The 26614-nt window shown below is 69.4% G+C and carries 25 protein-coding genes, 1 tRNA gene and 4 pseudogenes; 15 read left to right on the plus strand and 15 right to left on the minus strand.

What is annotated here, in order from left to right; genetic code table 11:
* Positions 1 to 100 precede the first annotated feature (100 nt).
* Positions 101 to 985, plus strand: a complete 885-nt coding sequence (locus tag QQY66_RS17335) for a DUF4429 domain-containing protein (protein WP_301981266.1) — start codon at positions 101 to 103, stop codon at positions 983 to 985.
* 11 nt (positions 986 to 996) lie between these two features.
* On the opposite strand, the pseudogene QQY66_RS50405 reads toward QQY66_RS17335, so the two are convergent.
* Positions 997 to 1220: pseudogene (locus tag QQY66_RS50405) on the minus strand (hypothetical protein); the annotation flags it as partial.
* Between the two features lie 142 nt (positions 1221 to 1362).
* Here QQY66_RS50405 and QQY66_RS17345 point away from each other — a divergent pair.
* Entirely contained in the window at positions 1363 to 1620 is a 258-nt protein-coding gene (locus tag QQY66_RS17345; protein WP_210576728.1) for a hypothetical protein, read from the plus strand.
* A 12-nt stretch (positions 1621 to 1632) separates the two neighbouring features.
* Entirely contained in the window at positions 1633 to 3450 is a 1818-nt protein-coding gene (glmS, locus tag QQY66_RS17350) for a glutamine--fructose-6-phosphate transaminase (isomerizing) (RefSeq protein ID WP_301981267.1), read from the plus strand.
* 153 nt (positions 3451 to 3603) lie between these two features.
* Here glmS and QQY66_RS17355 read toward each other — a convergent pair whose 3' ends face one another.
* Both QQY66_RS17355 and QQY66_RS17360 read right to left on the minus strand, forming a co-directional pair.
* Positions 3604 to 4170 carry a GPR1/FUN34/YaaH family transporter gene (locus tag QQY66_RS17355; RefSeq protein ID WP_301981268.1) on the minus strand — a complete coding sequence of 189 codons (567 nt, stop codon included), beginning with the start codon at positions 4168 to 4170 and terminating at the stop codon, positions 3604 to 3606.
* A 151-nt stretch (positions 4171 to 4321) separates the two neighbouring features.
* The gene (locus tag QQY66_RS17360) at positions 4322 to 4849 is read right to left on the minus strand and encodes a universal stress protein (protein ID WP_301981269.1); all 528 of its coding nucleotides are present in this window, start codon (positions 4847 to 4849) and stop codon (positions 4322 to 4324) included.
* 315 nt (positions 4850 to 5164) lie between these two features.
* On the opposite strand from QQY66_RS17360, the gene QQY66_RS17365 reads away from it, so the two are divergent.
* From QQY66_RS17365 to QQY66_RS17385, 5 genes and pseudogenes are all read left to right on the plus strand, one after another.
* On the plus strand, positions 5165 to 5485 hold the full coding sequence (locus QQY66_RS17365; RefSeq protein WP_301981270.1) for a hypothetical protein: 321 nt from the start codon (positions 5165 to 5167) through the stop codon (positions 5483 to 5485).
* A 378-nt stretch (positions 5486 to 5863) separates the two neighbouring features.
* Positions 5864 to 7126 carry a helix-turn-helix domain-containing protein gene (locus tag QQY66_RS17370; protein ID WP_301981271.1) on the plus strand — a complete coding sequence of 421 codons (1263 nt, stop codon included), beginning with the start codon at positions 5864 to 5866 and terminating at the stop codon, positions 7124 to 7126.
* 162 nt (positions 7127 to 7288) lie between these two features.
* A complete protein-coding gene (gene orn, locus QQY66_RS17375; protein WP_301981272.1) occupies positions 7289 to 7891 on the plus strand; it encodes an oligoribonuclease in 603 nt (200 codons plus the stop codon).
* Between the two features lie 115 nt (positions 7892 to 8006).
* Positions 8007 to 8079: transfer RNA gene (locus tag QQY66_RS17380), tRNA-His, on the plus strand.
* Positions 8080 to 8145: 66 nt separating this feature from the next.
* Positions 8146 to 8434 (plus strand): annotated as a pseudogene (locus tag QQY66_RS17385) (GNAT family N-acetyltransferase); the annotation flags it as partial.
* A 28-nt stretch (positions 8435 to 8462) separates the two neighbouring features.
* Here the strand turns inward: QQY66_RS17385 and QQY66_RS17390 are convergent.
* On the minus strand, positions 8463 to 9515 hold the full coding sequence (locus QQY66_RS17390) for a LacI family DNA-binding transcriptional regulator (protein ID WP_301981273.1): 1053 nt from the start codon (positions 9513 to 9515) through the stop codon (positions 8463 to 8465).
* A 427-nt stretch (positions 9516 to 9942) separates the two neighbouring features.
* On the opposite strand from QQY66_RS17390, the gene QQY66_RS17395 reads away from it, so the two are divergent.
* From QQY66_RS17395 to QQY66_RS17410, 4 genes are all read left to right on the plus strand, one after another.
* Positions 9943 to 11268, plus strand: coding sequence for an ABC transporter substrate-binding protein (locus QQY66_RS17395; protein WP_301981274.1), 1326 nt, complete (start codon positions 9943 to 9945; stop codon positions 11266 to 11268).
* Positions 11269 to 11273: 5 nt separating this feature from the next.
* Positions 11274 to 12290 carry a carbohydrate ABC transporter permease gene (locus QQY66_RS17400; protein WP_301981275.1) on the plus strand — a complete coding sequence of 339 codons (1017 nt, stop codon included), beginning with the start codon at positions 11274 to 11276 and terminating at the stop codon, positions 12288 to 12290.
* A gap of 11 nt (positions 12291 to 12301) precedes the next feature.
* On the plus strand, positions 12302 to 13204 hold the full coding sequence (locus QQY66_RS17405; protein ID WP_301981276.1) for a carbohydrate ABC transporter permease: 903 nt from the start codon (positions 12302 to 12304) through the stop codon (positions 13202 to 13204).
* Between the two features lie 99 nt (positions 13205 to 13303).
* On the plus strand, positions 13304 to 14740 hold the full coding sequence (locus QQY66_RS17410; RefSeq protein WP_301981277.1) for a GH1 family beta-glucosidase: 1437 nt from the start codon (positions 13304 to 13306) through the stop codon (positions 14738 to 14740).
* A gap of 57 nt (positions 14741 to 14797) precedes the next feature.
* Here the strand turns inward: QQY66_RS17410 and QQY66_RS17415 are convergent, their stop codons facing one another.
* Complete coding sequence (locus QQY66_RS17415; protein WP_301987358.1) at positions 14798 to 14983, minus strand: hypothetical protein; 186 nt, start codon at positions 14981 to 14983, stop codon at positions 14798 to 14800.
* On the opposite strand from QQY66_RS17415, the pseudogene QQY66_RS17420 reads away from it, so the two are divergent.
* Both QQY66_RS17420 and QQY66_RS17425 read left to right on the plus strand, forming a co-directional pair.
* Positions 14976 to 15098 (plus strand): annotated as a pseudogene (locus QQY66_RS17420) (XRE family transcriptional regulator); the annotation flags it as partial. The gene QQY66_RS17415 and the pseudogene QQY66_RS17420 overlap by 8 nt on opposite strands.
* A gap of 11 nt (positions 15099 to 15109) precedes the next feature.
* Positions 15110 to 15298 (plus strand): DUF397 domain-containing protein, encoded by a 189-nt coding sequence (locus QQY66_RS17425; protein WP_301981278.1) that lies wholly within the window; start codon positions 15110 to 15112, stop codon positions 15296 to 15298.
* A gap of 24 nt (positions 15299 to 15322) precedes the next feature.
* Here the strand turns inward: QQY66_RS17425 and QQY66_RS17430 are convergent, their stop codons facing one another.
* The 8 genes and pseudogenes from QQY66_RS17430 to QQY66_RS17465 form a co-directional block, all read right to left on the minus strand.
* Positions 15323 to 17332, minus strand: coding sequence for a beta-galactosidase (locus tag QQY66_RS17430; RefSeq protein WP_301981279.1), 2010 nt, complete (start codon positions 17330 to 17332; stop codon positions 15323 to 15325).
* Positions 17329 to 18642 carry a glycoside hydrolase family 36 protein gene (locus QQY66_RS17435; RefSeq protein WP_301981280.1) on the minus strand — a complete coding sequence of 438 codons (1314 nt, stop codon included), beginning with the start codon at positions 18640 to 18642 and terminating at the stop codon, positions 17329 to 17331. Before QQY66_RS17435 ends, QQY66_RS17430 begins: the two co-directional genes overlap by 4 nt.
* 24 nt (positions 18643 to 18666) lie before the next feature.
* Positions 18667 to 19551 carry a carbohydrate ABC transporter permease gene (locus tag QQY66_RS17440; RefSeq protein WP_301981281.1) on the minus strand — a complete coding sequence of 295 codons (885 nt, stop codon included), beginning with the start codon at positions 19549 to 19551 and terminating at the stop codon, positions 18667 to 18669.
* On the minus strand, positions 19548 to 20525 hold the full coding sequence (locus QQY66_RS17445; RefSeq protein ID WP_301981282.1) for a carbohydrate ABC transporter permease: 978 nt from the start codon (positions 20523 to 20525) through the stop codon (positions 19548 to 19550). Before QQY66_RS17445 ends, QQY66_RS17440 begins: the two co-directional genes overlap by 4 nt.
* Positions 20522 to 21835, minus strand: a complete 1314-nt coding sequence (locus tag QQY66_RS17450) for an ABC transporter substrate-binding protein (protein ID WP_301981283.1) — start codon at positions 21833 to 21835, stop codon at positions 20522 to 20524. The genes QQY66_RS17445 and QQY66_RS17450 overlap by 4 nt, the downstream gene beginning before the upstream one ends.
* A gap of 243 nt (positions 21836 to 22078) precedes the next feature.
* Positions 22079 to 22312, minus strand: a pseudogene (locus QQY66_RS17455) (sugar hydrolase); the annotation flags it as partial.
* Positions 22297 to 23661 carry a HAMP domain-containing sensor histidine kinase gene (locus QQY66_RS17460; RefSeq protein WP_301981284.1) on the minus strand — a complete coding sequence of 455 codons (1365 nt, stop codon included), beginning with the start codon at positions 23659 to 23661 and terminating at the stop codon, positions 22297 to 22299. The gene QQY66_RS17460 and the pseudogene QQY66_RS17455, both read right to left, overlap by 16 nt.
* Entirely contained in the window at positions 23658 to 24356 is a 699-nt protein-coding gene (locus tag QQY66_RS17465) for a response regulator transcription factor (protein WP_301981285.1), read from the minus strand. Before QQY66_RS17465 ends, QQY66_RS17460 begins: the two co-directional genes overlap by 4 nt.
* 110 nt (positions 24357 to 24466) lie before the next feature.
* Between QQY66_RS17465 and QQY66_RS17470 the strand changes: the two genes are divergently transcribed.
* Entirely contained in the window at positions 24467 to 24985 is a 519-nt protein-coding gene (locus tag QQY66_RS17470; RefSeq protein WP_301981286.1) for a hypothetical protein, read from the plus strand.
* Between the two features lie 91 nt (positions 24986 to 25076).
* Here QQY66_RS17470 and QQY66_RS17475 read toward each other — a convergent pair whose 3' ends face one another.
* Together QQY66_RS17475 and QQY66_RS17480 are read right to left on the minus strand one after the other, a co-directional pair.
* On the minus strand, positions 25077 to 25946 hold the full coding sequence (locus tag QQY66_RS17475) for a spermidine synthase (protein WP_301981287.1): 870 nt from the start codon (positions 25944 to 25946) through the stop codon (positions 25077 to 25079).
* 182 nt (positions 25947 to 26128) lie between these two features.
* Positions 26129 to 26605, minus strand: coding sequence for a hypothetical protein (locus QQY66_RS17480; RefSeq protein WP_301981288.1), 477 nt, complete (start codon positions 26603 to 26605; stop codon positions 26129 to 26131).
* Positions 26606 to 26614: the final 9 nt, after the last annotated feature.

The following is a 26614-nucleotide window of genomic DNA, read 5'->3' on the forward strand; positions in this document are numbered from 1 at the left end:
GAGTCGTTCTGCGGTGCCGTCTCACATGCGCTCCCTTCAGGATTACCCTCAGGATTGGTAGAGACCACTCTCTCGCAGAAGCGATGAAACAATCCCTCCCATGGCGGAAATCATCCAGAAGGACGGCACCTGGGCCTTCGACGGCGACGCCCTGCGACTGACCCCGGGACGGGACAAGAACGTCAGCCTGCTCCGCAAGACGCTGGGTGAACTGGTCGTCCCCCTGGGGGCGTTGGCGGGCATCTCCTTCGAGCAGGGCAGGAAGTCCGGGCGGCTCAGGCTCCGGCTGCGCGACGGCGCCGACCCGCTGCTGCATGCCACCGGCGGGCGGCTGGCCGAACCCCACGACCCCTATCAGCTGATCGTCGACTCCGACCGCTACGGCGTCGCCGAGTACTTCACGGACGAGGTGCGCAACGCCCTGCTCCTGGACGAGGTGCCGTCCGACCCCGTCTCCGAATATCTGCTGCCGGGCCCGGCGGTCCCGCTGTCGGTCTCCGCGGGCGACGGCACCGCCGGCTTCGACGGCGAGCGCATCCGACTGGAGTGGAACTGGAAGACCGAGGATGCCAAGGCCGCCGCCGGCACCCGCACGCTCACCCTGTCCGACCTGACCGCCGTCGAATGGCACCCGGCGGCCGGCCTGGAGAACGGCTATCTCCGCTTCACCGTGAAGAACGCCCCCACCAAGGCCCCGCCCAAGTACGACCCCAACTCCGTCGAGCTGTGGGGCTTCAAGAAGGACCCGCTGATGGCCCTGGTCGCGGCGGCGGTCCAGGCCAGACTTCCGCATCCGGCCCAGGCCGCCGCCATCGACGTACACGACGCACGACCGGAAGTGCCCTCTCCTCCGGTGGCCTCCGCCGAGGACGACCATGACGCCCTCCTGCGCCGGCTGCGCGAACTCGGCGAGCTGCACCGGTCGGGCGTGCTGACGGACGAGGAGTTCACCGTGGCCAAGCCGGCGATCCTCAAGCGGATGTAACCCCAGGGGAGTTACTTCGCCCTGCGCGCCACCGTGAAGTGGTCGATCCGGTCACCGGTCTCGAGTAGCACACCCGGGACCAGGCGACGGTCTCATCGATCACCAGGTCCACCGTGTACTTCTCGAACAGCGGCACTCACTCCTGGCGCACGCCCCCCTCCGAGGCATGCGAGATGACCGCGGTGTTGCCGTAGACGAAGGAGTACACGCCCGGCAGGTTCGCCTTGTCGGGCCCGCAGCCGAGTGCTCCCGGATGGACGGCCCACAAACAGGTACTCATGACGGATTCAACGTTTTCCCAAGGACTTTCACAGGTCATTGCCCGATATCGGGCAGGATTCTTGCGAAAGCGCCGCCGGTGCTCCAGGATCTACCGGGTGCACGACGAACTCGTTGATCATCTGACGCGCTCCACGCCCCTCAGCCGGGGCGAGGCGCTGCGCGTGATCCAGGACGTGCTCGCCTACTTCGACGAGACGACCGAGGACTACGTCCGTCGCCGCCACCGTGAGCTGCAGGCCCAGGGTCTGGTGAACGCGGAGATCTTCGAACGGATCGAGGCGGACCTCACATACAGGGCGGTCGCACCCCCGGAGCTCACCCTCCGGCAGCTGCGCCGCATCGTCTACGGCTAGGAATACCTCTACATGTGCGGAATTGTCGGATACATCGGCAAGCGTGATGTCGCCCCCCTGCTCCTGGAGGGACTTCAGCGTCTGGAGTACCGCGGCTACGACTCGGCCGGCATCGTCGTGACCACCCCCAAGTCCACAGGCCTGAAGATGGTCAAGGCCAAGGGCCGGGTCCGCGACCTGGAAGCCAAGGTACCGGCCCGTTTCAAGGGCACCACCGGCATCGCCCACACCCGCTGGGCCACCCACGGCGCCCCCTCCGACGTCAACGCCCATCCGCACCTCGACGCCGAGGGCAAGGTCGCCGTCGTCCACAACGGCATCATCGACAACGCCTCCGACCTGCGCCGCAAGCTGGAGGCCGACGGCGTCGAGTTCCTCTCCGAGACCGACACCGAGGTCCTGGTCCACCTGATCGCCCGCTCGCAGGCGGAGAAGCTCGAGGACAAGGTCCGCGACACCCTGCGCGTCATCGAGGGCACCTACGGCATCGCCGTCCTGCACGCCGACTTCCCCGACCGCATCGTCGTCGCCCGCAACGGCTCCCCGGTCGTTCTCGGCATCGGCGAGAAGGAGATGTTCGTCGCGTCGGACATCGCGGCCCTGGTCACCCACACCCGGCAGATAGTGACGCTGGACGACGGCGAGATGGCCACCCTCAAGGCCGACGACTTCCGCACGTACACGACGGAGGGCACCCGTACGACGGCGGAGCCCACCACCGTCGAGTGGGAAGCGGCCTCCTACGACATGGGCGGCCACGACACCTACATGCACAAGGAGATCCACGAGCAGGCCGACGCCGTGGACCGCGTGCTGCGCGGCCGCATCGACGACCGTTTCTCCACCGTGCACCTCGGCGGCCTGAACCTGGACGCCCGCGAGGCCCGCCAGATCCGCCGCGTCAAGATCCTCGGCTGCGGCACCTCCTACCACGCCGGCATGATCGGCGCCCAGATGATCGAGGAGCTGGCCCGCATCCCCGCGGACGCCGAGCCCGCCTCCGAGTTCCGCTACCGCAACGCGGTCGTCGACCCCGACACCCTGTACATCGCGGTCTCCCAGTCCGGTGAGACGTACGACGTCCTGGCCGCCGTGCAGGAGCTGAAGCGCAAGGGCGCGCGGGTGCTGGGCGTGGTGAACGTCGTCGGCTCGGCGATCGCCCGCGAGGCCGACGGCGGCATCTACGTGCACGCGGGCCCCGAGGTCTGCGTGGTCTCGACGAAGTGCTTCACGAACACGACGGTCGCCTTCGCGCTCCTCGCCCTGCACCTGGGCCGCACCCGCGACCTCTCGGTCCGCGACGGCAAGCGCATCATCGAGGGCCTGCGCAAGCTCCCCGCCCAGATCGCCGAGATCATGGAGCACGAGGGCGAGATCGAGAAGCTGGCCCAGAGTTACGCCGAGGCCCGCTCGATGCTCTTCATCGGCCGCGTCCGTGGCTACCCGGTAGCCCGCGAGGCCTCCCTGAAGCTCAAGGAGGTCTCCTACATCCACGCGGAGGCCTACCCCGCCTCAGAGTTGAAGCACGGCCCCCTCGCCCTCATCGAGCCCGCCCTCCCCACGGTTGCCATCGTCCCCGACGACGACCTCCTGGAGAAGAACCGCGCCGCCATGGAGGAGATCAAGGCCCGCAGCGGCAAGATCCTCGCGGTGGCCCACCAGCACCAGGAGAAGGCCGACCAGACGATCGTAGTCCCGAAGAACGAGGACGAACTGGACCCGATCCTGATGGGCATCCCCCTCCAACTCCTCGCCTACCACACGGCATTGGCCCTGGGCAGGGACATCGACAAGCCGAGGAACCTCGCAAAGTCGGTGACGGTGGAGTAAAGGCTTTTTGCCTTTAGGGGCGCGGGGAACTGCGCGACAAGCCCCCACCGGCCCGCGGAGGCCAAGCAAGAGAACGGACCCCCACGTGTCGCCACCAGACACGGGGGGTCCGTTATCTACGCCGAGGGCCGCCCAAACCCCCAGCCTGCGCAGCTAGCCGTGGGCCGTCACGCCCCGGCCGGCAGCGCGCCGCGGCAGCACCGTCGGCCAGTGAGCCAGCGCAGCAGTCGCGGCGTACCAAGCCACCGCCCCCGCCGCGACAGCGAACCACCCACCCACCTTGGTGAGCCCGTCATTGTCGGCGAAGTTGGCGATGGCCATGAGCACCAGGGCGACGAAGAACAACCCGTACATCCCCTGACCGAGCTGATCGCCACCCGCGAGCGTCAGCGTCAGCGCCACAAGGGCAAACAGCAGCAGGAACAACCCGGCCGCGTTGGCGGAGACTTGGGCGTCAGCAGAGACGGCCCACGTGAACCAGAGCGCACCGAGCGCAGAGAACGCCGTACCACCGACGGAGTCCCGGTCCCGGAAGGCCATGAGGCCGGCGACGAAGAGGGCAATGCCGCCCACGTACTGGGCGATTGATACGGCGTCAGCAGCCGACACACCGTCGATCACGTCGGTGTACCCCAGCCCGAAGGCCAACAGGGTGATTCCCAGGGCGAGTCGGCCGACCACGGTAGTGATTCCGCTTCCCGCAGAGACGTCGTTGTCCACGGCGGGCTCCCTTCATGCATGTGCAGTTGTGCGGTGACCGATATATGCCCTTCACAAGGGCACAAACACCTCTACGCACGAGTAGTTTTACGCTCTGCACAAAGAGGGTCCGGCCGCGCCAACTCCACATCTCACCTGGGGCAACGGCAAGTTACGGAATGACAACGACGGGCCGCTTCGCACGCTTGGCGAGCCGCCCGGCGACGGACCCGAAGATCCGTCCGACGATGCCCTGCGTGGACCCGACGACGATCGCGTCCGCCTCGTACTCCCGCCCGACCTCTTCGAGTTCATGGCAGATGTCGCCGCCGCGCTCGACGAGGATCCAGGGCACCTCGGCGAGATAGTCCGCGCAGGCGAGCTCCAGCCCGAGCACCTCGGTGCGATGGTCCGGGACGTCGACGAAGACGGGTGGCTCGCAGCCGGCCCACACGGTGGTCGGCAGCCGGTTGGCCACATGGACGATGATCAGGCCCGACCCGGAGCGATGCGCCATGCCGATGGCGTACGCGAGGGCGCGCTCACTGGAGGTGGAGCCGTCGAAGCCGACGACGACGCCGTGCTTGAAAGCGGGATCGCAGGAATGGCGTGACTCTTCCGCCGCCAGGGGATCGGCCGCCGTGTGGTCGGCGACCGGCCGCTTGCGGTCCGCGGGTTCGAAGAATTCGTGACCGGCCATGGCTGTCTCGGCGTTGTGATCCTTTTGGGAGGGACGACAGTGTGCGGCGGAGCTGTGTCCGGGAATCATCTTCCCAACCCCATACCCCAAGGGTACGGCGGCACGCCTCCTTAAGCCCAGATCCCGCGCAACCTCCGCGGGGGTTCCAGGGAGCATGCACGAGGCCACTGCCGTAACGCAATGGTTGCTGAACCGTACAGGCGGTTTGCACAGCATTCACTTACCCGCCCTGCGCCGGGCCGGAGCAGCACGTACAGTGACCGACACCTCGAACACGCGTTGAACCCGGCGACCGACCGACCCCGGGAGCACGCAATGTCCGGCCCACGTTCCACCCCCGAGGCCCCCCACTCCCAGGACACCGCGACCGACGTGGTCCGCTGGGCGGCCTTCAGCTGTGTACTCGTCCCCGTCGTCCTTCTCGTGTACGGCACCTCGCTCGCCGGCGCCACGGGTACGGCCCTCGGCCTGGCGGCCGTCACCGCCGTCTGCCGGGTGCTGCTGCGCCAGTCCGAGCGCAGCGCCGCCCGGCCGCTCACCGACGAACCCGCACCGCACCGGGGCCGTCACCACAGGAGCGGGACGGGGGCCCACCGCGGTGGACGTCACACTGGGGGAAACTCACCGGTCGACTGACCGGTTTCCATACCCGGAACCGCTTCTTTTCAGCCAACTTCTGGCCACCGCGCGCCCCTTGCCCGAAGCACCCCCCACGCCCCGTTCCACCTGCACGGAAAGGGCCTCGAAGGGCGTGCGCACCCTACAGGGATTGGCCACTGCGACGAGGCGTACTTCCCTGCACGCCCCGCGAGTGCAACGCTTCGTGATCGAATGCTTTACGCCAAGTTGCCAAGTCGACAATGTGCCGGGTGATGAACTGGTCACCCCGGCACCACGGGACGCAGTAGATTCGATCTTGACTGTCTTACGGCGGGGGACTCGTGCAGGACCGAGGGGAAACGTGCAGGAGCGACACAACCGAGGAGCCGCGACCACCGAGGGGGGCTTAGCAGGATGAGCCACGACTCCACTGCCGCGCCGGAAACCGCGGCCCGGAAACTTTCCGGGCGACGCCGCAAGGAGATCGTCGCGGTGCTGCTGTTCAGCGGCGGCCCCATCTTCGAGAGTTCCATACCGCTGTCGGTGTTCGGAATCGACCGCCAGGACGCCGGCGTACCGCGCTACCGACTGCTGGTGTGCGGTGGCGAAGAAGGACCGCTGCGGACCACGGGGGGCCTGGAGCTCTCCGCACCGCATGGCCTGGAAGCGATCTCGCGGGCGGGCACGGTCGTCGTGCCTGCCTGGCGCTCGATCACTTCCCCACCACCGGAGGAGTCGCTCGACGCACTCCGCCGGGCACACGAAGAGGGCGCCCGCATAGTAGGGCTGTGCACCGGCGCCTTCGTACTGGCGGCGGCCGGCCTGCTGGACGGCCGCCCCGCGACCACCCACTGGATGTACGCGCCGACGCTGGCCAAGCGCTATCCGTCGGTGCACGTCGACCCACGGGAACTCTTCGTGGACGACGGCGACGTACTGACGAGCGCGGGCACCGCGGCAGGAATCGACCTGTGCCTGCACATCGTGCGGACGGACCACGGCAACGAGGCGGCGGGCGCGCTCGCCCGGCGCCTGGTGGTCCCGCCGCGCCGGAGCGGCGGCCAGGAGCGCTACCTCGATCGATCTTTACCAGAGGAGATCGGCGCCGACCCGCTGGCCGAGGTCGTCGCTTGGGCGCTGGAGCATCTCCACGAGCAGTTCGACGTGGAGACGCTCGCCGCGCGCGCGTACATGAGCCGTCGTACGTTCGACCGCCGCTTCCGCTCACTGACGGGAAGCGCCCCGCTGCAGTGGCTGATCACGCAGCGGGTGCTCCAGGCGCAGCGTCTGCTGGAGACCTCGGACTACTCGGTGGACGAGGTCGCGGGCCGCTGCGGCTTCCGTTCGCCGGTGGCGCTGCGCGGGCACTTCCGCCGCCAGCTGGGCTCGTCGCCTGCGGCGTACCGGGCCGCGTACCGGGCGCGCAGGCCGCAGGGCGAGAAGCCGGTGGACACCGACGGAGCGCCGGCCGCGACCGGCTCACCGGGCTCCCCGAGCCCAGCACCCGCGCTCCATCCGGAGGGCCCCGGCCCGGTCCCGATGCAGACCCGCCGTACACCGGCGGCGAGCGCGGTCGGACCGTCGTCGTCGCTGGCGGCGACCGCGACCGGCGAGCACGTCCGTGAGGCGTACGCGGGAAGCCGGGCGACGTTGCCGGGGCAGCGCAGCGGATCGTAGGCCGATGTCGATGGTGAGGGGCGGGGAACTCCACGCCTGGGAATCTCCACGCCTGGGGAGTTCCGCGCCTGGGGATTTCCGCGCCCCTCACCATCGCGCCCGGCGTGAGCCCGGCGCCACCGCGGGGCCCTCATAAGCGGAGGTCGGCTTTAGGGTGGTCGCATGAACGATCGTATGGTGTGGATCGACTGCGAGATGACCGGCCTCTCGCTGTCCGACGACGCGCTCATCGAAGTGGCCGCCCTCGTCACCGACTCCGAGCTGAACGTGCTCGGCGAGGGTGTGGACATCGTCATCCGTCCGCCGGACTCCGCGCTGGAGACGATGCCGGAAGTGGTGCGTCAGATGCACACGGCGTCCGGACTGCTCGACGAGCTCCCGGCCGGTACGACATTGGCGGACGCCGAGGAGCAGGTGCTCGCCTACGTCCGGGAACACGTCAAGGAGCCCGGCAAGGCCCCGCTGTGCGGCAACTCCGTCGGCACGGACCGCGGTTTCCTCCTGAGGGACATGCCGAAGGTCGAGGAGTACCTCCACTACCGCATCGTCGACGTGTCGTCGATCAAGGAACTGGCGCGGCGCTGGTATCCGCGGGCGTACTTCAACAGCCCCGAGAAGAACGGCAACCACCGCGCCCTCGCCGACATCCGCGAGTCCATCGCGGAACTGCGCTACTACCGCGAGGCCATCTTCGTCCCCCAGCCCGGTCCCGACTCGGACACGGCGAAGACGATCGCCGCGAAGCACGTCCTGCCTGGTCAGTAGGCAGGTCAGGGGCGTTGAGGGGGGCGCCGCGAAAGCCAGGCGCGAGCACCCCTTCGGACCCTGTACACTTTTTCTCGGCCGGTCGGGGAGAACACTCGTCGAACCGCCGGTCATGGTGGGTGTAGCTCAGCTGGTAGAGCACCTGGTTGTGGTCCAGGATGCCGCGGGTTCGAGTCCCGTCACTCACCCTGAGTGATCAGCCGGTGGCTTCGAGAGATCGAAGCCACCGGCTGATTCCGTTTCCGGGGGTCCTGCTGCACACCGAACCGATCCGCACCGCCCGCCTCGATCTCCTCCCCCTGTGCGTCGAGCACGCACCCGAGATGGCCGCCGTACTCTGCGACCCGGCCCTGCACACCTACATCGGCTCACACCGTGCACCCCTGGGTCGTGGGCACGCCATGGCACGGACACGGTTACGCCTCCGAGGCGGCGCGAGGGCTCGCGACCTGGCTACGGGAGCGATCCCGGGCGCTCACGGTGATCGCCCACATCCACCCGTCCCACCACGCCTCCGCCGCTGTGGCCAGGGCCGCCGGCCTTGAGTGCGATGCCGAACCAGCACCCCGCCTCAGGACGACGTACGCGGCACCAGTTCCGTCGCCAGGACCAACTGGCGGCGCTCCAGGCCTCGGGAGGCCGGCGGGCGGCGGTCGGCTATCTCTGCGAGGAGGAGGTCGATCATGGTGCGGCCCATTTCCTCTATGGGCTGGCGGACGCTGGTGAGGGGTGGGTCCATGTGGCGGGCGATGGCGGAGTCGTCGTAGCCGACGAGGGCGACGTCGTCGGGGATGCGGCGGCCGGCCTCGCGCAGGACCTGGCGGGCGCCGGCCGCGGTGACGTCCGAGGCGGCGAAGACCGCGTCGAGATCGGGGCAGCGGTCGAGGAGGGCGGCCATCGCCCGGTGGCCGCCCTCCTCCGTGAAGTCGCCGGGTTCGATGAGGCGCTCGTCGGCCTCGTGGCCCGCGTCGCGCAGGGCGTCGCGGTAGCCGTCGACGCGGCGCTGGGCGCCGTAGACGTCCTGGCGGCCGGTGATGTGGGCGATCGTGCGGCGACCGCCGGCGAGGAGGTGCTCGACGGCTGAGCGGGCGCCGCCGTAGTTGTCGGAGTCGACCGAGGTGAGCGTCTCGGCGGCCGACCTGGGGCCGCTGATGACCGCGGGTATCTCCAGCTGGGCGAGCAGGTCGGGGAGCGGGTCGTCCGCGTGGACCGAGACCAGCAGGACGCCGTCGACGCGGTGGGCGGCGAGGTACTGGGCCAGGCGGGCGCGCTCCCGGTCGCTGCCCGCGAAGATCAGCAGCAACTGCATCTCGGTGTCGGAGAGTTCGGCGCCGACGCCCTTCAGGATGTCCGAGAAGTACGGCTCCGAGAAGAAGCGGGTCTCCGGCTCGGGGACGACCAGGGCGATCGCGTCCGTCCGGTTGGCGGCGAGGGCGCGGGCGGCCGTGTTCGGGACGTAGCCGAGCTCCGCGACCGCCGCCTCGACGGCCGCGCGGGTGGCGTCGCTGACCCGGGGCGAGCCGTTGATCACCCGGGAGACCGTGCCGCGGCCCACGCCGGCCCGTGCCGCCACCTCCTCGAGGGTGGGCCGGCCACCGCTCCGGCCCCGCGCTCCGTGGACCATGGCTCCGCCTTCCCGCAGTCATCTTCAAGCTGGCCTGTTCAAGCCTGCCTGTTCAAGCTGGCCTGGAATTTAACAGTCCCGCCTGTTCGCGGGGCCGTCACGGAGCCCGCCGGCCCCGGGCTCCCGCCTCGGCCCGGACGACCTCGCCCCCGATCACCGGACGGGCCGGCGGATGTCGATCTTGGCCGAATCGGAATCCCCGAGGTCCAGTTAACAGCCCGGTAACTGAACGCACCTCTCCGCCCCTAGTCCCTTGACACCCCCGCTCGAACCGACGAACCTTCAACACATCACGAGTGGGAGCGCTCCCACGGTACCTGACACATACACATCCCGCACGTTCCCCGCCCGAGCCGCAGCTAGAACTAACGGGCCCAACAACGCAGTTGGCCGGGGGGTCGGCACGTCAGGGCAACAGGAGGACGCAATGCGAGCACGTACCCGAATCGCCCGCAAGACGATGGTCCTCGCGGCCGTCGCCGCGCTGGGCTCCGGGCTGCTGGCCGGCTGTGCCGACGACGGCGGTGACGGCGAGGAGAACTCGTCGTCGGACGGCGGCAGTGGCAAGACCACGATCACACTCGGCCTCTTCGGCACCCAGGGCTTCAAGGAAGCCGGCCTCTACGCCGAGTACGAGAAGCTGAACCCGAAGATCAAGATCGCCGAGAACGTCGTCGAGCGGAACGAGAACTACTATCCCGCGCTCGTCAACCACCTGACCACCAACAGCGGCCTGCAGGACATCCAGGCCGTCGAAGTCGGCAACATCGCCGAGGTCGTCAACACCCAGGCCGCGAAGCTGATGGACCTGTCCAAGGTGTCGGGCGTCAAGTCGAGCAACTGGCTGGAATGGAAGTGGAAGCAGGCCACCACCAAGGACGGCCAGACCATCGGTCTCGGCACCGACGTGGGCCCGATGGCCATCTGCTACCGCAAGGACCTGTTCGAGCAGGCCGGTCTGCCGAGCGAGCGCGAAGAGGTCGGCAAGCTGTGGGCGGGCAGCTGGGACAAGTTCGTCGAGGCCGGCAAGGACTACCAGGCGAAGGCCCCCGAGGGCACCACCTTCCTGGACTCCCCCGGTGGTCTGCTGAACGCCATCGTCAGCGGTGAGAGCGAGAAGTACTACGACGCCTCCGGCGAGGTCATCTACAAGACGAACCCGGCCATCAAGAAGGCCTTCGACCTGACCGCGCAGGCCGCCGAGGACGGGCTGATCGGCAACCAGACGCAGTTCCAGCCCGCCTGGGACACGACGATCGCCAACAGCAAGTTCGCCGCGATGTCCTGCCCGCCGTGGATGCTCGGCTACATCAAGGGCAAGTCGAAGCCCGAGGCGGCCGGCAAGTGGGACGTGGCCACGTCGCCCAAGCCCGGCAACTGGGGCGGCACCTTCCTCGCCGTGCCGAAGTCCGGCAAGAACACCGAGGAGGCCGCGAAGCTCGCCGCGTGGCTGACCGCGCCCGAGCAGCAGGCCAAGCTCTTCGCCAAGCAGGGCAGCTTCCCGAGCGCCCCGGCCGCCTATACGCTGCCGCAGGTCACCGGCGCCGAGAACACCATGACCGGTGACGCCCCGATCGGCACGATCTTCGCCGACGCCGCCAAGCAGATCCCGGCCCAGGTGATCGGCCCGAAGGACCAGATCATCCAGCAGGGTCTGACCGACAACGGCGTGATCCTGGTGACCCAGGGCAAGTCGGCCAAGGAGGCCTGGGAGACGGCCACCAAGACCATCGACAACAACCTGGAGAAGTGACCGGTATGGCCACCCGGCACGGCACCGCCGCGCCCCCCGCCAAGGAGGGGGGCGCGGCCCCGGGCCGCCCGCCCGCCGGCGGCGTGCCCACCGAGGCTGACCGGCGCCGCCGGGCCCGTATGTCCCGCCGCTGGCAGCGGGACATGCGCTGGAGCCCGTACGCGTTCGTCTCGCCGTTCTTCCTGCTGTTCCTCGCGTTCGGCCTGTTCCCGCTGATCTACACCGGCTGGGCCTCGCTGCACACGGTGGAGATGACCGCGCCCACCGACATGGAATGGGCGGGTCTGCGCAACTACACCCGGATCTTCGACGACGACTTCTTCTGGAACGCGGCGAAGAACACCCTGACCATCGGCATCATCTCGACGGTCCCGCAGCTGCTGATGGCGATGGGCATCGCCCACATCCTCAACTACAAGCTGCGTGCCTCGACCTTCTACCGGGTCATGATGCTCGCGCCGTACGCGACGTCGATCGCCGCCGCGTCCCTGGTGTTCGTGCTGCTCTTCGGCCGCGACTACGGCATGATCAACTGGGCGCTGGGTGCCGTCGGCATCGACAACATCGACTGGCAGAACGACAAGTGGGCCTCGCAGATCGCCGTCTCGTCCATCGTCATCTGGCGCTGGACCGGCTACAACGCGCTGATCTACCTGGCCGCCATGCAGGCGATCCCGCAGGACCTGTACGAGTCGGCGGCCCTGGACGGGGCCAACCGCTGGCAGCAGTTCTTCCACGTCACCCTGCCGTCGCTGCGCCCGACGATCCTGTTCACCTGTGTCGTGTCCACCATCGGTGCCTCCCAACTCTTCGGTGAGCCACTGCTGTTCGACGCGAACAAGGGCACCTCCGGAGGCTCCCAGCACCAGTTCCAGACGCTCGGCCTGTATCTGTACGAGCAGGGCTGGGTCAATCAGCACCTGGGCCGTGCCTCGGCGATCGCCTGGACGATGTTCCTGATCCTCATCGTGATCGGGATCGTCAACTACGTCATCTCGCGCCGGCTGCGCGCCAGTAGTTAGGAGATCCGGCCGTGACGACGACACTGACTCCGGTGGATACGACCGACCAGAAGCCGAAGCGCCTACGACGGCCCAAGTCGGCCCGCGCCGGCGGGCACATGCACGCCGGCCCCGTCGCGTACATCATCCTCGCCCTGTTCACCGTCGGCTCGCTGTTCCCACTGGTGTGGACGGCGATCGCCGCCTCGCGTGACACGCAGCGGCTGGCGCAGTCGCCGCCGCCGTTCTGGTTCGGCTCGAACCTCTTCGACAATCTTGAGATCGCCTGGAAGGACGCCAACCTCGGCGAGGCGTTCATCAACACGACGTTCGTGGCGGGTGTGTCGGCGCTGACCATCGTGTTCCTGTCGACGATCGCCGGATTCGCCTTCGCCAAGCTGCGCTTCAAGGGCCGCGGCGCGATGATGCTGATCGTGGTCGGCACCATGATGGTGCCGCCGCAGCTCAGCGTGATCCCGCTGTACATGATGGTCGCCGAGCTCGGCTGGACCGACCAGCTGAAGGCGGTCATCTTCCCCTCGCTGGTGAGCGCGTTCGGTGTGTTCTTCATGCGGCAGTACCTGATCCAGGCGCTGCCCGACGAGATCATCGAGGCGGCCCGGGTGGACGGCGCGAGCAGCTGGCGAGTGGTGTGGCACGTGGTGTTCCCGGCCGCGCGGCCCGCGATGGCCGTCCTGGGCATGCTGATGTTCGTCCAGACCTGGAACGACTTCCTGTGGCCGTTCCTCGTACTGACCCAGACCGGCAGCCCGACCGTCCAGGTCGCGGTCGCGGGCCTCGGCCGGGGGTTCACCCCCGACCAGTCCCTGATCATGGCGGGCGCGCTGCTGGGCACCCTGCCGCTGCTGCTCGTCTTCGCCATCTTCGGCAAGCAGATCGTGGGCGGCATCATGCAGGGTGCCGTCAAGGGCTGAACCCTGCTCCTCGGGGGCCGAGCCACCGCCGCCTCGACCCCTTTCCTCCCCCTCCCCATCCACCCGACGGTCTTCATGACCTCCTATGGGAGCGCTTCCATGCCTGAGTCCGCATCGCCGGTGACCCCGGTGGCCTTTCCCCCCGCCTTCCTCTGGGGCGCCGCGACCTCCGCCTACCAGATCGAGGGGGCGGTGCGGGAGGACGGCCGTACGCCCTCCATCTGGGACACCTTCAGCCATACGCCGGGCAAGACGGCCGGCGGCGAGCACGGTGACATCGCTGTCGACCACTACCACCGCTACCGCGACGACGTGGCGATGATGGCGGACTTGGGTCTGACCGCGTACCGTTTCTCGATCTCCTGGTCGCGGGTGCAGCCGACGGGCCGGGGCCCTGCGGTCCAGCGGGGCCTGGACTTCTACCGCCGGCTGGTGGACGAGCTGCTCGGGCACGGCATCAAGCCGGCCGTCACGCTCTACCACTGGGATCTGCCGCAGGAGTTGGAGGACGCGGGCGGCTGGCCGGAGCGCGACACGGCGTACCGCTTCGCCGAGTACGCGCAGATCGTCGGTGAGGCGCTCGGCGACCGGGTGGAGCAGTGGATCACGCTCAACGAGCCGTGGTGCAGCGCGTTCCTGGGCTATGCCTCCGGGGTGCACGCGCCCGGCCGTACGGACCCGGCTGCCTCCCTGAAGGCCGCGCACCATCTGAACCTGGCGCACGGTCTGGGCACCACGGCCCTGCGTGCCGCGATGCCGGCCCGCAACTCGGTCGCGATCAGCCTCAACTCCTCGGTCGTCAGGCCGCTCTCGCCGGACCCGGCGGACCTGGCGGCGGTCCAGAAGATCGACGACCTGGCCAACGGCGTCTTCCACGGCCCGATCCTGCACGGCGCGTACCCGGAGACGCTGTTCGCCGCGACGGAGCTGGTCACGGACTGGTCGTACGTCCTGGACGGCGACCTGGCGATCGCCAACCAGCCGCTCGACGCGCTGGGCCTCAACTACTACACGCCGACGCTGGTTTCGGCCGTGGACCCGGACGCGGGCGGCCCGCGCGCCGACGGTCACGGCAACAGCGAGAACTCCCCCTGGCCGGGCGCGGACGACGTCGCCTTCCACCAGACGCCGGGCGAGCGCACGGAGATGGGCTGGACGATCGACCCGACGGGCCTGCACGACCTGATCACGCGCTACACGCGCGAGGCCCCGGGTCTGCCCCTCTATGTCACCGAGAACGGCGCGGCCTACGACGACAAGCCCGACCCCGAGGGCCGCGTCCACGACCCCGAGCGCATCGCGTACCTCCACGGCCACCTGCGGGCGGTCCGCCGCGCCATCGCCGAAGGCGCGGACGTCCGCGGCTACTACCTGTGGTCCCTGATGGACAACTTCGAGTGGGCCTACGGCTACGGCAAGCGCTTCGGCGCGGTCTACGTGGACTACTCGACGCTGGAGCGGACGCCGAAGTCGAGCGCGCGGTGGTACGGGGAGGCGGCGCGCACGGGGAGCCTGCCGGCCGTAGCGGGGGACTGAGCGGGGGGCGGGGCGCGGCATGCGGTGGGGGCATGCCGCGCCCCGGTGTTCACCGCGTCACGCTTCCTCGAACAGCTCCTCGCCGTTCGAGACGGTCAGGGAACGGTCGAGCCAGGTACCGAGGACCTCCAGGTCGGAGCAGGATGTGACCTGCTCCCGGACGGCGTCGGAGACCTCGATGCCACGCCGGTCGAGGATGCGGAGGATGTCCTCGGCGCGGGCCTTGATGATGGTTTCCTCGATGTTCGAGAGGCTCTCGGAACTGGCGCTGGCCCCGGTCGACCCGGAATCGGCACCGGAATCGCACGAGTCACGAGACTCCCTGAGCCTCATCCAGCATGTGATGTACACCCTGTGAAAGGACCAGTCATGCCCGAACTTGCCTGGCAGAAGTCGTCGTTCAGCTCAGGCGGCGAGGGCAACTGCGTAGGACTGGCGGCGTCATCCCCGCACCGCATCCACTTCCGCGAGAGCGACCACCCCCACGAGATCGCCGCCACTACACCCCAAGCCCTCGCCGCCTTGCTCCATGCCGTGAAGGGCGGAGACCTCAGCTGAGCGGAGACCTCCGGCTCTCCTCGTTCACCCTCGGGGCTCCCTTGCGACCACGACGTGCCCCGCCCGGACAGTGACCGTGCCGCCCTCGACGGGCTTGCCCGCCAACAGGTCCGTCGCGTCGGCCGTGACCTCGACCTCAGCGTCCCGGTCGCCGTGGTTGATCAGGAAGAGGTAGTCGGCGTTCTCACCTCGTCGCAACACCGCCTCCACCCCCTCCGGCGTCACCCGCACCGGCCGTACGCCCGCCTCGGCGCGCATGCGGTCCAGGAGGGCGGCGAGGGTGTCGGGGTCGGGGCGGGTGGAGACGTACCAGGTCGTCCCCGTGCCATGGGAGTTGCGGGTCACCGCCGGGACACCGGCCAGGGGGCCGTCCGTGTACGAGGCGACCGCCTCGGCGCCTTCCAGGTGGACGCGCTCCGACCACAGGGTTGCGGTCGCGTCGCCGCCGAGGCCGACCTTCTCGCCCGGCAGCAGGGGGAACAGCTCGTCCGTGCGGACGCCCAGGGCCTCGCGGAACGCGCCGGGGTAACCGCCCAGCCGTACATGGCAGTTCTCGTCGACCATCCCGCTGTGGAAGCCGACGGCCAGCGTGCCGCCGCGTTCGGCGAAGGCGGTGAGGTTGGCGGTGCTCGCGTCGTCGACCAGGTAAAGGCTGGGGGCGAGGACCAGGCGGTACGACGACAGGTCCGCGTCCGGGCGTACGAAGTCCACGGCGACGCCCGACCGCCACAGCGGCTCGTACCAGGAGCGGACGAGGTCGAGATGGCGGACCATCTCGCTGGGCTGGGAGGGGAGTTCGAGGGCCCAGCGGGCGTCCCAGTCCCAGACGATGGCGACTTCCGCCGCGCCCGTGCTGCCGCGCACTTCGGCCAACGCCTTGAGATCCGCGCCCAGTTGGACGACGTCCCGCCAGATCTGGCTGTCCGTGCCCGCGTGCGGCAGCATCGCCGAGTGCCACTGCTCGGCGCCCGCCTTGGCGGCCCGCCACTGGAAGTAGGCGATGCCGTCGGCGCCGCGGGCGACATGGGCGAGGGCGTTGCGGCGCAACTCGCCCGCGTTCTTTGCCCGGTTGACCGGCTGCCAGTTCACCGCGCCCGTCGAGTGCTCCATCAGCAGCCAGGGGCCGCCCGCGAGGGAGCGCATCAGGTCGCCGCTGAGGGCGATGTCGATCTCCGACTCGGGGTCGGTGGAGCGGAGGTAATGGTCGTTCGAGACCACGTCCAGTTCCGGGGCCCAGCGCCAGTAGTCCAGGGCGTCGAAGTTGTACATCACCATGAAGTTGGTGGTGGCCGGCAGAGACGGGGCTGCCTTGCGCAGGACGTCCCGTTCCGCCTCGTACAGCGACAGCAGCTCGTCGCTGCAGAAGCGGCGCCAGTCCAGCTGGTGGGTCGGGTTGGGGACGGCGCCCGTCGCGCGGGGCGGGATGATCTCGTCCCAGTCGTAGTACCACTGGCTCCAGAAGGTGGTGCCCCAGGCGTGGTTGAGGGCCGCGAGGTCGTCTGCGTACCTGGTCCGTAGCCAGCGGCGGAAGGCCGCCGCGCTCTCGTCGCAGTAGCACTCCGCGTTGTGGCAGCCGTACTCGTTGTGGACGTGCCACATCACCACGGCCGGGTGGTCGGCGTACCGCTCGCCCAGCGCGCCCGCGATCCGCAGGGCGGCCTCACGGTAGGCGGGGCTGCTCGGGCAGAACGTCTGGCGACTGCCGTACGACAGCCTGCGCCCGTCCTTGTCGACGGGCAGCGCCTCCGGATGCTTGCGGAAGAACCACGCCGGGGGTGCGGCCGTCGGGGTCGCCAGGTCGGCGGCGATGCCACCCGCGTGGAGCAGGTCGAGGATCTTGTCCATGCGGGAGAAGTCGTACACGCCCTCGGCGGGTTCGAGCAGCGCCCAGGAGAAGATGCCGACGCTGACCATGGTCACGCCGGCCTCGCCCATCAGGCGTACGTCCTCGGCCCAGACCTCCTCGGGCCACTGCTCGGGGTTGTAGTCGCCGCCGTACGCGATGCCCGGGACGTTCAGTACACGCTTGGTCATCGGGCAACTCCGCTCAGAAGACGGCGTGTTGTGGCCACGCCCCACTCGTCGAGCGACAGCAGCCGGTCGCTGGACGCCATCAGGCCGCTTGTCGCCGCCACGTGCGCCGCCCAGCGTTCGCGGGTCTCGACCGCCGGGCGGGCCATCAGGCAGTCGGGGTCGTTGATCCAGAGGCGGCCGTGCTGCCACTGCCGTCCGACGCCCGTGAACTCGGCGGCGTCCTGGCCGGGCTGGCTGTAGTCGTCCGCCTTGGGGCGGCGGTACGGCGCGGTGTCCGCGCTGACGCGCATCGCGTCGAACAGGCCGATGGAGGGGAGGATCGGAGCGCCGCAGCCCAGCAGGTAGGCGTCGTCGCCGATCGCCTCGCGGATGAGGGTGATGCCTTCGCGGTACGCGGTGAGCGGGTCCGCGCCGGAGTGTCGTACGCCGTCCAGGGCGCCCGCGTAGAGAAAGTCGACCTTGAAGTAGTCGTAGCCCTCGGTGCGGAGCGTGCTGAACACCTCGACCAGGTAGGCCGCCGCCTCCGGGTGGGTGGTGTCCAGGGCGTACAGGTCGTGGCCCCAGTTGACGCCGGCGTGCAGGGGCGCGCCGTCCGCGTCGCGCACCAGCCAGTCGGGCTGTGTGGCGGCCAGCTCGCTGCTCGGGTCCACCAGGAACGGTGCCGTCCAGATGCCCGCCCGGCGGCCCCGCGCGCGGATCGCGTCGGCGATGCCCGCGCGGGAGCGGAAGCGGCCGGAGAGGATGAGCCAGTCGCCCAGCTTGCTCTGGTAGCCGTCGTCGATCTGGACGACGTCGATGGGCAGGTCGAGGGTGTCCATCGCACGGAGGTTCTCGTGGATGTCGTCCTCGGTGATGTCGGTGAAGTACTCGTACCAGGAGCACCAGACGGTCGGCGCCGGGTGCGGGGCCGGTACGCCGAGGCCGGCGGCCCAGTCCGCCAGCACCGACTGGATGTCCGTCCCGGTGACCAGCTTCACCGGTCCGTCGGCGCTGATCTCCGCCTGGTCGCCCTGGACGGTCAGCCGGATGGACGGGACCGTGTGCTGCGGGTCCGGCGTCGCCCACAGCCGGACCGGTGAGCCGTCGCCCGGGTCGAGCGCGAGCAGCCCCTCGCCCTGGAAGGTCCCGGCGGGGACGGTGACGCCGGGGCGGTAGCAGACCGTCGCCCAGTTGTCGTTGGTCGGGCGGTGGGGGGTCTCGCCGAGGGCGTAGGCGCCGCTGGGGCTCCAGGACTGCCAGCCCTCCTCGTGGACGCGGGCGGTGCGCGGGTCCACGGGGACGGTGGCCACCAGGGTGAAGGGGTTGTGCACGGGGTTCTCTTTCGGGAAAGGGGGTCAGCCCTTGTTGGCGCCGAGCGTGAGGCCGCTGACGAACTGCCGCTGGAGCACGAAGTAGACGATCAGCGTCGGGATCGCGGTGAGCAGGGCGCCGGCGGCGACCAGGTTGGGGTCGGTGAAGTACGCCCCGGTGAGGTTGTTCAGCGCCGAGGTGATCGGCATGTTCTCGCCGGTCGAGATCAGCACGAGGGCCCAGAAGAAGTCGTTGTAGATCCAGATGGACAACAGCGTCGCCAGGGCCGCCATCGCCGGACGGCACAGCGGCAGCACGATCTGCCAGTACTGCCGCCACACCGAGGCGCCGTCGACCAGCGCGGCCTCGGTCAGCTCGTGCGGCAGCGTGCGCATGTAGTTGCTGAGCACGAAGGCGCAGAAGCCCGACTGGAACGCGACATGGATCAGCACCAGGCCGAGCGCGGAGTCGTACAGCTTGCCGCTCATGGTGATGCCGGGCAGGTCGATCAGCAGGTACAGCCGGTACAGCGGGGTGATGATGACCTGCGGCGGGAGCAGGTTGCCCGCGGTGAAGACCAGCAGCAGCGCCAGGTTGAGGCGGAAGTCGAAGCGGCTGACGTAGAAGGCGACCATCGACGACAGGAACAGCGTCAACAGCACCGCCGGGACGGCGATGATCATCGTGTTGACGAAGTAGTGCCCCATGTCCGACTGCGTGAACGCGTTGGTGAAGTTGTCGAAGTTCAGCGTGTCCGGCCAGGACACGTATCCCTTCTCACTCGTCTCCGCGTACGGCCGCATGGCCGAGTACAGCGCCCACAGCAGCGGCGCGAGCCAGGCCAGGGAGGCACCCGCGAGGAAGAGGTGCAGCAGGATCCGGGCGGGGCGGATGGGCGTACGGGGCTTGGTCACGACGGTGGTGCTCATGCGCGCCGCTCCTTCCGGAAGGTGGCCACCAGGTACGGAATGATCACGACGAGCGAGATCAGCAGCAGGACGACCGCGATCGCGGAGCCGTAACCGATACGGCTGGACTCGCCGATGATGTTGTTGGTGACCAGGATCGAGAGCAGCTCGGTGCCCTCGGCGCCCTTGTTGAAGACGAAGACCAGGTCGAAGGCGCGCAGGGCCTCGATGATGGTGACGACGAGGACGACGGTGTTCGTCGGGCGCAGGGTCGGGAAGATGACGTTCTTGAACGTCTGCCACTCGTTGGCGCCGTCCAGCGCGGACGCCTCCCGCAGGGACGGGTCCACGCCCTTCAGGCCGGCCAGGTACAGGATCATCATGTAGCCGGCGTGGCGCCAGGACGCGGCGACGAGGATGGCCCACAGGTTGAGGTCCGGGTCGCCGATCCAGTCGATGTACTTGCCCGGCTCGTTGGCCCCGATGAGGCTGTTGATCAGGCCGGTGTCGGGGTTGTAGATCAGCTGCCAGACGAAGCCGATGACGGCCATCGACATGACGACGGGCAGGAAGAACGCCGTCTGGTAGACGCGGCTGAAGCGGATCTTCTTGTCCAGCTGCACGGCCAGGAACAGGCCCAGCGGTGTCGGGATCGCGATCAGCACGACGAACCAGATGACGTTGTGCTGGACGGCCGGCCAGAACTGCGGATTCTGCTCGAACAGTTCCTTGAAGTTCTGCAGCCCGACCCAGTGGATCGAGTCGAAGCCGATGCCGTCCCAGGTGGTGAAGGCCAGCGCGATCGAGGCGAGGGCCGTCACCCAGACGAGAGCGACGTGCAGGATCGTCGGCAGACCCGCCATGAAACCGAGGGTGATCCGGTCCCGGCGGGTGAGCAGACGGCGGTGGCCGCGGGGGGCCTTGGGCGCGGGGGCAACGCCCGGAGGCGGCACGGCGGCCGCCTCCGGGATCTCCTTGGTGGTTTCGGTTGTCATGACTGGGCGAAGATCGTCTTCTTCTGGCGCTCGATGGAAGACAGCAGGCTGTCGACGCCCTTGGGGTCACGGACGAACTTCTGCAGCGCGGGCTGCATCACGGTGGAGGTGAAGTCCGGGCGGCTGTCGCGGTCCATGAACTGCGTCAGGGACTTGGCGCCGGAGATCATGTCGTACGCCTTCTTCTGCAGGGGCGTGTACGACGAGGTGTCGGCCTTGGTGGAGGCGTGCACCGAGCTCGGGTCGGACTTGAGGTAGATGGTCTCGGCCTCCGGGGTGCCGAGGTACTCCAGCAGCTTGACGGCCTCGGCCTTGTTCTTCGGGCTCTTGCTCATCATGAAGCCGTCGGTCGGGGCCTCGACGGTGTCCTGCCCGTACGCCGGGTCGATCTCCGGGAAGGCGAAGAAGTCGAGGTCGTCGAGGGCGGCCTTGTCGGTGAACTGCTGGGCCACGAAGGTGCCCAGCATGTACATGCCGGCCTTCTTGGAGGCCAGGGTCTGGGCGGCGTCCTGCCAGGTGCGGCCGACGGCGCCTTCCTGGTGGTAGGGGAGGATCTCGGTCCACAGGTCGAAGACCTTGCGCACCTTGGCGTCGGTCCAGGACGCCTTGCCCGCCATCAGCTCGACGTGGAAGTCGTAGCCGTTCTGGCGGAAGTTGATCTGGTCGAAGGTGCCGAGCGCGGGCCAGGCGTCCTTGTCGCCGAAGGCCATCGGGACCAGCTTGTCCTTCTGCATCTGCTTGCACAGCGCGACGAAGTCGTCCCAGGTGGTGGGGACCTGGTAGCCGTACTGCTTGAAGACGCTCTTGCGGTAGAAGACCGCCCAGGGGTACGTGTACAGCGGCACGAAGTAGTACTTGCCGTCCTCACCCTTGCTGAGCTTCTTCATCGCCTCGGGGAAGTTGCCCCCGATGGTCTGCCACACGTCGTCGATCGGCGTGGCGAGGCCCTTGGCCGCGAAGAACTGCATCCGGTACCCGGCGAACCAGGTGAACACGTCGTCCGGCGTGCCCTGGAGGTAGGAGTTGATCTGCTCCTGGAAGGTGTTGGAGTCCTTGGTGTTCACGTCGACCGTGATGCCGGACTTCTTCTTGTAGGCCGCGTAGATGTCGGCGAACGCCTTCTTCGGCACCGGGTCCGACGCCTTCGAGCCCAACGTGACCGTCTTCGGGTCGGCGGCCGTACCGCTGCCGCCGCACGCGCTGAGCAGGGGTATGCCGGCACCGAGCACGGCCGCGCCGCCTATGCCGCGCAGCAGGGTGCGGCGGCTGGGCGCGGAGAGGGCGAGGCCCGAGGGGGAGAGATCGTGCATGAACGGCTCCAGGGGTGAGGGTTCTACCATGAGCGAGCCGCGTCGAGTCCCGTCGTAATCACTCAGAAACCAACTTGACCGAACATGGGTGGCGTAATAACAGCCGTATGTCCAGTCATGCGTCAAGGGTTTGCCGCCCCAGTTGTCGAAACGTAATCGACATCACCGCACCCCCTCTCGGGGCACACAAAGGGGGCGCACAACCGCACCGGCGGCTGTACGCCCCCTGGAGGCGACCCTGACCTACTGGTACGCGGCGAACGCCTTCGAGAACGCGTGCTCGTCCTGGACGATCGAGCTGCAGGTCGCGTCGGCGGCGGGCTTGGTGCCGCCCGGGCACTGCTTGTCGCGGGTCGCGGACCACATCGACAGCCGGCCGAGGCCCTTGGACCTGGCGAAGTTCACCAGCTGGGTGGCGTCGTCGATCTTGAAGATCTCGGACACGACGTCGTTGACGCCGATCATCGGGGTGACCGCCGCCGTACCGTCCCCCGATGCCCCCTGCGCTCCGGTGCCCGCCCGTCAAGCTGGATCCAGATCCGCACCTCCGTGCCGCCGAGCACCGAGGAGCCGATGCGTACGTCGCCGCCCGTCGACTCGGCGAGGCACCGCACGATGTCCAGCCCGAGGCCGGTCGAGCCGGAGCTCCCCGAGCCACGCCCGCGGGCCATCGCGGCCTCGGGGTCGGTTATGCCGGGGCCCGCGTCGGAGACGAGCACGATCACCGCGTCCTCGCCGTCGTGCACGTCGACGGCGAAGGCCGTGCCCTCGGGGGTGTGCCGGAAGACATTGCCGAGCAGGGCGTCCAGCGCGGCCGCCAGGTCCGCCCGGGCCACGGGTGTCCGCACCGGCCGGTCGACCCCGGCCACCCGCACCTTGCGCCCCTCGTCCTCGGCGAGCGCCGACCAGAACCCCATCCGCTCCCGCACCACCTCGGCCGCATCGCATCCGGCCCCGGCACCGGGCGCAGCGGTCTGCGGCTTGGCCTCCCGTGCCGTCTGGATGATGGTGTCGACCTCCCGCTCCAACTGGGCGACGGCGGCCCGTGTCTGCTCGGCGGCGGGCCCGTCCCCGAGCGAGGCGGCGTTGAGCCGGAGCACGGTCAGCGGGGTGCGCAGCCGGTGGGAGAGATCGGCCGCCAACTCCCGCTCGTTCGCCAGCAGTTGTACGACCTGATCGGCCATGGAGTTGAACGCGACCGCCGCCAGCCGCAGTTCGGTCGGCCCCTCCTCCGGCACCCGGGCGCCCAGCTTCCCCTCCCCCAGTTCATGCGCGCCCTCGACCAGCCGCTGCGCGGGCTGCACCATGCGTACGCCCAGCCGGTCGGCGACCGCGACCGAGCCGACGACGAGCGCGAACGCCACCGCGGCAAGCACGGCCCACGCGGTGTCGACGCCGTTCGTCACCTCGGACTCGGGGACGTACACCTCGACCACGGCGATCTCACCGGAGCTCAGCGCGACCGGCTGCAGCAGCGTGGACCCGCCGGGCACCTCGGTGGTGGAGGCGCGGCCCAGCTTCCGTACGGTCGCGATGTCCTCGTCGGCGGCGCGCTGCTTGCCCAGGCCGACGGCGGCGGCACCGTCGGAGGCCGGTATGTGCACGGCCATCCCGGCATCCGAGCCCGCGGAGGCGACGACGCGCTCGAGCTGGTCGCGGTCGGTGGTGATGGACAGCGCCGGGGCGACGGCCGCGGCCTCCCGCTCGGCGTTGGAGAACGCGCGGTCCCGGGCCATCCCCTTGATGACGAGGCCCAGCGGCACCGCGAAGGCGACCACGACCATGGCGGTGACCGCCAGCGAGACCTTGACCAGTGCCCACCTCATGGCTCCACCCCTGGTGGCTCCAGCTTCACGCCGACCCCGCGCAGGGTGTGCAGATAACGCGGTCGCGCCGCCGTCTCCCCCAGCTTCCGGCGCAGCCACGACAGATGGACGTCGATGGTCTGGTCGTCTCCGTACGACTGCTGCCACACCTCGGCGAGCAGCTCCTTGCGCGGTACGACGACACCGGGCCGCCCGGCCAGGAAGGCGAGCAGGTCGAACTCGCGCCGGGTCAGGTCGAGGCGTACGCCGTCCAGCTCGGCCTGGCGGCGCAGCGGATCCACGGTCAGCCCGCCGACGCGGATCACGGTGGACGGCGGTGCCTCCCCCGCCGCCGCACGGGACCGCCGCAGCACCGCGGCCATCCGGGCGGAGAGATGGTCGACCGAGAACGGCTTGGTCAGGTAGTCGTCCGCACCCGCGTTCAGCAGCCGGACGATCTCCGTCTCGTCGTCCCGCGCGGTGGCGATGATCACCGGGACATCGGTGATGCCGCGCAGCATCTTCAGCGCCTCGGACCCGTCCAGATCGGGCAGACCGAGGTCGAGAATGACCACGTCGAAACGGAAATGGGCGACCTCGCGCAGCGCCTCGAGCGCGGTGCCGACGCTGCGCACGGTGTGCGCGGCATCGGTCAGATGCCGGATGAGGGCCGAGCGTACGAACTGGTCGTCCTCGACCACGAGCACACTTGCCATGCGCCGCACCGTACGCCATGCGATGGACACCGGTCCGGCGCCTGTGGACAACTCCAGGCGGTGTGCATCCGGGCGACACCGGTGGGACGCGTGAGGCAGTATGGCCCGCGATGCGCAGGGGTCTCATACACGTTCTCGCGTGGATGCTCGCCACGGGCGCGGCGGTCACGCTGTCGTGGTGGGGTGTCCACACGGTGATGGCGGGCACGGCGTACGACCCGCCGCGCGCCCTCCCCATCACGTCCGGCGACGCGACCACGCAGGAGTCGAAGCCGCTGGCCTCCTCGACGGCACGGGCGGAGCCGACGGGGACTCCGTCGAGCGAGCCGCCGTCGACGCCGAAGCCGCGTGCGACGCCCTCGGCTTCGGCGTCGACGCAAGCCCCCGGTCCGTCCCCCACCGCCTCCGGCCGGGTCAAGAGCTACGACACCGAGGGCGGGCGGGCGGTCTTCGACCTGGGTGAGACCTCCGCGACGCTGGTGTCGGCTTCGCCGGCCGCCGGGTGGTCGATGCAGGTGTGGAAGACGGAGACGTGGATTCGGGTGGAGTTCGCGAAGGGTGCGGATCGGGTGTCGGTGTTCTGTACTTGGCACGACAGTGCGCCTCGCGTGGACATCGGTACGTATTAGCTCCGCTGGTTGGGCTGGTTCGTCAACGGGTTCGTGGGGGCTTGTCGCGCAGTTCCCCGCGCCCCTTAAGGGGCGCTGTACCTCACCGGCGTTAGCGGAATACCGAAGGCGGTGGTGCCGGGGACGCTGTCGCCACCGCGTCCGTCACCGGTGTGGCTCCGCCGGTGAAGTCGGTCAGGGGTTTGCCGTGTTCGACTCGGGCCGGGTGGGGGTCGGAGGCGGCTCGGCGGGTCAGTTCAGGGATCGGCAGAGGGTGGTCGGAGGCTACGAGGACTGCGTTGCCGAACCGCTTTCCCCGCAGCACCGTCGGGTCGGCCACTAGCGCCAGCTCTGCGAAACCGGCGGACGCGGTGGCGATCTGGCCCCGGAGATGGGTCAGCGGTGGGCCGTCCGCGAGGTTGGCGGCGTACCAGCCACCCGGTCTGAGCGCCCTGCGTACCTCGTCCAGGAACTCCGTCGAGGTGAGGTGGGCGGGCGTGCGGGCCCCGCTGTACACATCGGCCACGATCAGGTCGGCCCACCCGTCGGGCACCTTGGCCAGCCCCTCCCGCGCATCCACGGACCGCACCCGGATACGGGCCCCCGGCTCCAACGGCAGCTGCCTGCGCACCAGTTGTACGAGGGCGGCGTCCCGCTCGACGACCTGCTGGGTCGACCGGGGCCGGGTGGCCGCGACATAGCGGGCCAGCGTCAGCGCCCCACCGCCGAGATGCACGACGTGAACGGGGCTGCCGGGCGGGGCGACGAGATCGACGACGTGGCCGAGCCGCCGCTGGTACTCGAAGGAGAGATGGGCGGGGTCGTCCAGGTCCACATACGACTGCGGCGCCCCGTCGATGAGCAACGTCCAGCCCCGGGCGCGATCCCGATCCGGTATGAGCTCGGCCAGCCCCCCGTCGACAGCCTCGACGACAGCCGAATCACCCCCACCACGCCGCCGCAACTTCCTGGACTTTCCCATTGGGCCATTATCGAGGCAGCCGACCCCGTCAGCCTGCGGGCGGCTGATGCCCGCCCCGCCCAAGCTGCGGGCATGCGTGCCGCCTGGGGCGGCACGGGTGGGCGCAGGCGGCACCCCGTCAGCGCCGGGCTGCGCGACTCACCCCAACCCAGCCACAACCGACGGTCACGTCACACCACCCGTCACCGACAGTTGTCCGCCGCCTCGATCAACCGAGCCGCCTCCCCCAGCGCCGCCCGCAGCACCGCGGGATCCGTCGCCAGATCGACCTCCCCCGGCGGCAGCAGCCAGTCCGACCCCTCCACCGGCGGCTCGGGATTCAGACACGACCCCCGCCCGTCCGTCTCCGTACACGTACTCCCCGGGACATCCCACCCCGCCGCGGTCCCGGCCGGCACCACGAAGCCCAGGGTGTCGCAGCCGTCGTCGTGCAGCACCGGCCCCACCGAGTCCCCGGCCCCTCGTCGCAGGATGTCGACCGCCTCCAGCCCCTGCCGAGCGGGCACGGTCACCAGGTCGCACCCGTCCGCGTCGGCGGCGAACGGCGTCGCGCTGCTCTCCGGAGTCGGTGCGTGCCCCGCCGTCGTCACCGGGGCACTCGGCATGCACGGCATGCACGGTTCGACGCTCTGGCTGGTCTCCATCCCGGCCTCCACCACGGAACCCCT

It is taken from the genome of Streptomyces sp. DG2A-72 (assembly GCF_030499575.1).
GTDB lineage: Bacteria > Actinomycetota > Actinomycetes > Streptomycetales > Streptomycetaceae > Streptomyces.

What these genes read in the sequence shown, in the direction of transcription:
- QQY66_RS17400 (WP_301981275.1), top strand. Translation starts at nt 11,274, where the DNA reads ATGGCCACCCGGCACGGCACCGCCGCGCCCCCCGCCAAGGAGGGGGGC.
- QQY66_RS17450 (WP_301981283.1), bottom strand. Translation starts at nt 21,835, where the DNA reads ATGCACGATCTCTCCCCCTCGGGCCTCGCCCTCTCCGCGCCCAGCCGC.
- glmS (WP_301981267.1), top strand. Translation starts at nt 1,633, where the DNA reads ATGTGCGGAATTGTCGGATACATCGGCAAGCGTGATGTCGCCCCCCTG.
- QQY66_RS17445 (WP_301981282.1), bottom strand. Translation starts at nt 20,525, where the DNA reads ATGACAACCGAAACCACCAAGGAGATCCCGGAGGCGGCCGCCGTGCCG.
- QQY66_RS17395 (WP_301981274.1), top strand. Translation starts at nt 9,943, where the DNA reads ATGCGAGCACGTACCCGAATCGCCCGCAAGACGATGGTCCTCGCGGCC.
- QQY66_RS17425 (WP_301981278.1), top strand. Translation starts at nt 15,110, where the DNA reads ATGCCCGAACTTGCCTGGCAGAAGTCGTCGTTCAGCTCAGGCGGCGAG.
- QQY66_RS17470 (WP_301981286.1), top strand. Translation starts at nt 24,467, where the DNA reads ATGCGCAGGGGTCTCATACACGTTCTCGCGTGGATGCTCGCCACGGGC.
- QQY66_RS17430 (WP_301981279.1), bottom strand. Translation starts at nt 17,332, where the DNA reads ATGACCAAGCGTGTACTGAACGTCCCGGGCATCGCGTACGGCGGCGAC.
- QQY66_RS17370 (WP_301981271.1), top strand. Translation starts at nt 5,864, where the DNA reads ATGAGCCACGACTCCACTGCCGCGCCGGAAACCGCGGCCCGGAAACTT.
- QQY66_RS17465 (WP_301981285.1), bottom strand. Translation starts at nt 24,356, where the DNA reads ATGGCAAGTGTGCTCGTGGTCGAGGACGACCAGTTCGTACGCTCGGCC.
- QQY66_RS17410 (WP_301981277.1), top strand. Translation starts at nt 13,304, where the DNA reads ATGCCTGAGTCCGCATCGCCGGTGACCCCGGTGGCCTTTCCCCCCGCC.
- QQY66_RS17365 (WP_301981270.1), top strand. Translation starts at nt 5,165, where the DNA reads ATGTCCGGCCCACGTTCCACCCCCGAGGCCCCCCACTCCCAGGACACC.
- QQY66_RS17360 (WP_301981269.1), bottom strand. Translation starts at nt 4,849, where the DNA reads ATGGCCGGTCACGAATTCTTCGAACCCGCGGACCGCAAGCGGCCGGTC.
- QQY66_RS17335 (WP_301981266.1), top strand. Translation starts at nt 101, where the DNA reads ATGGCGGAAATCATCCAGAAGGACGGCACCTGGGCCTTCGACGGCGAC.
- QQY66_RS17390 (WP_301981273.1), bottom strand. Translation starts at nt 9,515, where the DNA reads ATGGTCCACGGAGCGCGGGGCCGGAGCGGTGGCCGGCCCACCCTCGAG.
- QQY66_RS17440 (WP_301981281.1), bottom strand. Translation starts at nt 19,551, where the DNA reads ATGAGCACCACCGTCGTGACCAAGCCCCGTACGCCCATCCGCCCCGCC.
- QQY66_RS17460 (WP_301981284.1), bottom strand. Translation starts at nt 23,661, where the DNA reads ATGAGGTGGGCACTGGTCAAGGTCTCGCTGGCGGTCACCGCCATGGTC.
- QQY66_RS17475 (WP_301981287.1), bottom strand. Translation starts at nt 25,946, where the DNA reads ATGGGAAAGTCCAGGAAGTTGCGGCGGCGTGGTGGGGGTGATTCGGCT.
- orn (WP_301981272.1), top strand. Translation starts at nt 7,289, where the DNA reads ATGAACGATCGTATGGTGTGGATCGACTGCGAGATGACCGGCCTCTCG.